8 protein-coding genes are annotated in these 3,815 nt (G+C 37.4%); all 8 read left to right on the forward strand.

Translation table 11 applies throughout. The features are described 5' to 3' along the window. Positions 1-117 (forward strand): 50S ribosomal protein L18 (locus PHO71_RS25490; protein ID WP_300208998.1); only part of this gene is annotated, 117 nt, incomplete at its 5' end. A gap of 5 nt (positions 118-122) precedes the next feature. Then, positions 123-641, forward strand: a complete 519-nt coding sequence (rpsE, locus tag PHO71_RS25495) for a 30S ribosomal protein S5 (protein WP_025075452.1) — start codon at positions 123-125, stop codon at positions 639-641. Positions 642-651: 10 nt separating this feature from the next. Then, on the forward strand, positions 652-828 hold the full coding sequence (gene rpmD / locus PHO71_RS25500) for a 50S ribosomal protein L30 (protein WP_002558056.1): 177 nt from the start codon (positions 652-654) through the stop codon (positions 826-828). Between the two features lie 32 nt (positions 829-860). Next, positions 861-1,307, forward strand: a complete 447-nt coding sequence (gene rplO, locus PHO71_RS25505) for a 50S ribosomal protein L15 (protein ID WP_300208995.1) — start codon at positions 861-863, stop codon at positions 1,305-1,307. A 4-nt stretch (positions 1,308-1,311) separates the two neighbouring features. Continuing rightward, complete coding sequence (gene secY, locus PHO71_RS25510; RefSeq protein WP_300208996.1) at positions 1,312-2,655, forward strand: preprotein translocase subunit SecY; 1,344 nt, start codon at positions 1,312-1,314, stop codon at positions 2,653-2,655. A gap of 14 nt (positions 2,656-2,669) precedes the next feature. Beyond that, complete coding sequence (gene map, locus PHO71_RS25515) at positions 2,670-3,467, forward strand: type I methionyl aminopeptidase (protein WP_300208997.1); 798 nt, start codon at positions 2,670-2,672, stop codon at positions 3,465-3,467. Position 3,468: 1 nt separating this feature from the next. After that, on the forward strand, positions 3,469-3,687 hold the full coding sequence (infA, locus tag PHO71_RS25520) for a translation initiation factor IF-1 (protein WP_002558052.1): 219 nt from the start codon (positions 3,469-3,471) through the stop codon (positions 3,685-3,687). An 8-nt stretch (positions 3,688-3,695) separates the two neighbouring features. After that, entirely contained in the window at positions 3,696-3,812 is a 117-nt protein-coding gene (ykgO, locus tag PHO71_RS25525; RefSeq protein ID WP_002558051.1) for a type B 50S ribosomal protein L36, read from the forward strand. Positions 3,813-3,815 lie beyond the last annotated feature (3 nt).

Genomic DNA, 3,815 nt, shown 5'->3' on the forward strand with positions numbered 1-3,815 from the left:
AAAAAGGCTCAGGAAGCAGGTATTACAACTGTTGTTTTCGACCGTAATGGTTACTTATATCATGGGAGAGTAAAAGAAGTAGCTGATGCTGCTCGTAACGGTGGACTTAAATTTTAATCATTATGGCTGGAGTTAATAATAGAGTTAAGATTACTAACGATATAGAACTGAAGGATAGATTGGTTGCTATTAATCGTGTTACTAAAGTTACCAAAGGTGGTAGAACTTTTAGTTTCTCTGCAATCGTTGTTGTAGGTAACGAAGAAGGAATTATCGGTTGGGGACTTGGTAAAGCAGGTGAAGTAACAGCTGCTATCGCTAAAGGCGTTGAATCAGCTAAAAAGAATCTGGTTAGAGTACCTGTTTTAAAAGGTACTGTTCCTCACGAACAATCAGCTAGATTTGGTGGTGCTGAAGTATTTATCAAACCAGCATCTCATGGTACTGGTGTTGTAGCAGGTGGTGCTATGCGTGCTGTGTTGGAGAGTGTTGGTATTACTGATGTTTTGGCAAAATCAAAAGGTTCTTCAAACCCGCATAATCTTGTTAAAGCTACGATTGAAGCTTTGAGTGAAATGCGTGATGCTAGAATGATTGCTCAGAATAGAGGTATTAGTGTTGAAAAAGTATTTAGAGGATAAAGGAGGAGATATGTCAACTATAAAGATTAAACAAGTTAAAAGTAGAATTGGTGCTCCGGCTGATCAAAAAAGAACTCTCGATGCACTGGGACTTCGTAAACTGAACCGTGTGGTTGAGCACGAAAGTACTCCTTCAATTCTTGGAATGGTAGATAAAGTAAAGCACTTGGTTACCATTGTTAAGTAATTATTTGTTGAATAAAAAAAACGAATTACAATATGAACTTAAGTAATTTAAAACCTGCAGAGGGATCTACTAAGACAAGAAAAAGAATAGGACGTGGTACCGGTTCTGGCTTAGGCGGTACTTCTACAAGAGGTCATAAAGGAGCTAAATCAAGATCTGGATACTCTAAAAAGATTGGTTTTGAAGGTGGCCAGATGCCTCTTCAACGTCGGGTACCTAAATTTGGTTTTAAGAATATTAATCGCGTAGAATATAAAGCTATCAACTTGGATACTATTCAGAAGCTTGTAGAAGCTAAGAATTTGGTAAATGTTGGTTTGAATGACTTTATTGAAGCAGGATTTATTTCTTCAAATCAGTTGGTAAAAGTATTAGGTAACGGAACTTTGACTAATAAGCTAGAAGTAGAAGCTCATGCATTCTCTAAGACTGCAGTTGCTGCTATTGAAGCTGCTGGTGGAAGTGCAGTAAAACTCTGATTCAATGAGAAAAGCTATTGAAACATTAAAAAATATATGGAAGATTGAGGATCTGAGACAGCGGATCCTCATCACCATATTGTTTGTGGCAATTTATCGTTTTGGTTCGTATGTTGTATTGCCGGGTATTAGTCCCGCTATGCTGACAAAATTGCACGAACAAACAAGTGAAGGGCTTTTGGCCTTATTAAATATGTTTTCTGGAGGAGCATTCTCTAATGCATCTATTTTTGCATTGGGAATTATGCCTTATATTTCTGCATCTATCGTAATTCAGTTGTTAGGAATTGCTGTACCGTATTTCCAAAAGCTACAACGTGAGGGTGAGAGCGGCAGAAGAAAGATGAATCAATATACCCGTTATTTGACAATTGCTATATTGTTAGTTCAGGCTCCTTCTTATTTGCTCAATCTTAGGGCGCAGACTGGCACTTCCTTGAATGCTTCATTAGATTGGACTCTGTTTATGTTTACCTCTACCGTGATTTTGGCAGCAGGTAGTATGTTTATTTTGTGGCTTGGTGAAAGAATTACTGATAAAGGTATTGGTAATGGTATTTCATTTATCATCTTGATTGGTATTATTGCTCGTTTTCCGGATGCTCTAATTCAGGAAGTTGTTTCTAGAGTTACGAATAAAAGTGGTGGACTGATCATGTTTATAATTGAAGTAGTATTCTTGTTATTAGTGATTGGTGCTGCTATTCTTTTGGTACAAGGTACTAGAAAAATTCCTGTACAGTATGCAAAGAGAATTGTAGGTAATAAGCAATATGGTGGTGCAAGACAGTATATTCCCTTAAAGGTGAATGCTGCTGGTGTAATGCCTATTATTTTTGCTCAGGCAATTATGTTTATTCCAATTGCTTTTATCGGTTATTCCAATGGTAATGATGCTGCAGGTGGTTTCTTGCATGCGTTTACTGATCATACAAGTTTCTGGTATAATTTCGTTTTTGCGGTAATGATTATATTATTTACATATTTCTATACTGCAATTACAATTAATCCAACTCAGATGGCTGAGGATATGAAGAGAAATAACGGTTTTGTCCCAGGAATCAAACCAGGAAAACAAACTGCAGAGTATATTGATGATATTATGTCTCATATTACTTTGCCTGGTTCTTTCTTCTTGGCATTGGTTGCTATTATGCCTGCGTTTGCTGGTGTATTTGGGGTACAAGCCGGATTTGCTCAATTCTTCGGTGGTACGTCTTTGTTAATTCTTGTAGGTGTTGTTCTTGATACGTTGCAACAAGTAGAAAGTCATTTGTTGATGAGACATTATGATGGATTACTAAAATCTGGTCGTATTAAGGGACGTGCTGGTGTAGCGGCATATTAATTCTTTTATTAGAAATGATATTTCTTAAAACAGAAGATGAAATAGAACTGCTCCGTCAGAGTAACTTACTTGTCGGTAAGACATTGGCTGAAGTTGCCAAAGTGGTGAAACCAGGTGTTACTACACGTGAGTTGGATAAAGTTGCTGAGGAGTTTATTAGAGATAATGGAGCAACTCCAACTTTTAAAGGATTTCCGAATCAATATGGTGAACCATTTCCCGCTTCAATTTGTACTTCTGTTAATGAGCAGGTGGTACATGGAATCCCAGGGGATGTTGTTTTAAAAGACGGTGATATTGTTTCTGTGGACTGCGGAACTTATATGAATGGTTTTTGTGGTGATTCTGCTTATACTTTTTGTGTAGGTGAGGTGGACGAGGACATTCGTAATTTATTGAAGGTTACTAAGGAAGCGTTATATATCGGCATTGAGAATGCGGTACAAGGCAAAAGGATTGGAGATATCGGATATGCTATTCAGCATTATTGTGAATCTCACTTTTATGGTGTAGTACGTGAATTTGTAGGTCATGGCATTGGTAAAGAGATGCATGAAGATCCTCAGGTTCCTAATTATGGCAAAAGAGGTTATGGTACCTTGATGAAAAGAGGGCTTTGCATTGCAATTGAACCGATGATAACACTGGGAGACAGACAAGTGATTATGGAACGTGACGGATGGACTGTAAGAACCATGGACCGAAAATATGCGGCGCATTTTGAACATACAGTGGCCGTTGGAACTGGTGAAGCAGATATTTTGTCTTCGTTTAAATTCATTGAAGAAGTTTTAGGAGATAAAGCAATATAGTATGGCAAAGCAATCTGCAATAGAACAAGATGGAGTTATAGTTGAAGCATTGTCGAATGCAATGTTTCGTGTTGAATTAGAAAACGGACATGAGATTACTGCACATATTTCCGGTAAGATGCGGATGCATTACATCAAAATCCTGCCGGGTGATAAAGTGAGAGTTGAAATGTCTCCTTACGACTTATCGAAAGGAAGAATTGTGTTTAGATATAAATAAATTAAGATATGAAAGTAAGAGCATCATTAAAGAAACGCACGCCAGAATGTAAGATCGTTAGACGTAATGGCCGTTTGTATGTTATTAACAAGAAAAATCCTAAGTATAAACAACGTCAAGGATAATTT

Origin of the sequence: Bacteroides sp. (assembly GCF_028690125.1) — a bacterium.
Taxonomy (GTDB): domain Bacteria; phylum Bacteroidota; class Bacteroidia; order Bacteroidales; family Bacteroidaceae; genus Bacteroides.

Bases quoted from the DNA above. Each gene is read 5' to 3' on its own strand.
- rpsE (WP_025075452.1), top strand. From the start codon at position 123: ATGGCTGGAGTTAATAATAGAGTTAAGATTACTAACGATATAGAACTG.
- rpmD (WP_002558056.1), top strand. From the start codon at position 652: ATGTCAACTATAAAGATTAAACAAGTTAAAAGTAGAATTGGTGCTCCG.
- rplO (WP_300208995.1), top strand. From the start codon at position 861: ATGAACTTAAGTAATTTAAAACCTGCAGAGGGATCTACTAAGACAAGA.
- secY (WP_300208996.1), top strand. From the start codon at position 1,312: ATGAGAAAAGCTATTGAAACATTAAAAAATATATGGAAGATTGAGGAT.
- map (WP_300208997.1), top strand. From the start codon at position 2,670: ATGATATTTCTTAAAACAGAAGATGAAATAGAACTGCTCCGTCAGAGT.
- infA (WP_002558052.1), top strand. From the start codon at position 3,469: ATGGCAAAGCAATCTGCAATAGAACAAGATGGAGTTATAGTTGAAGCA.
- ykgO (WP_002558051.1), top strand. From the start codon at position 3,696: ATGAAAGTAAGAGCATCATTAAAGAAACGCACGCCAGAATGTAAGATC.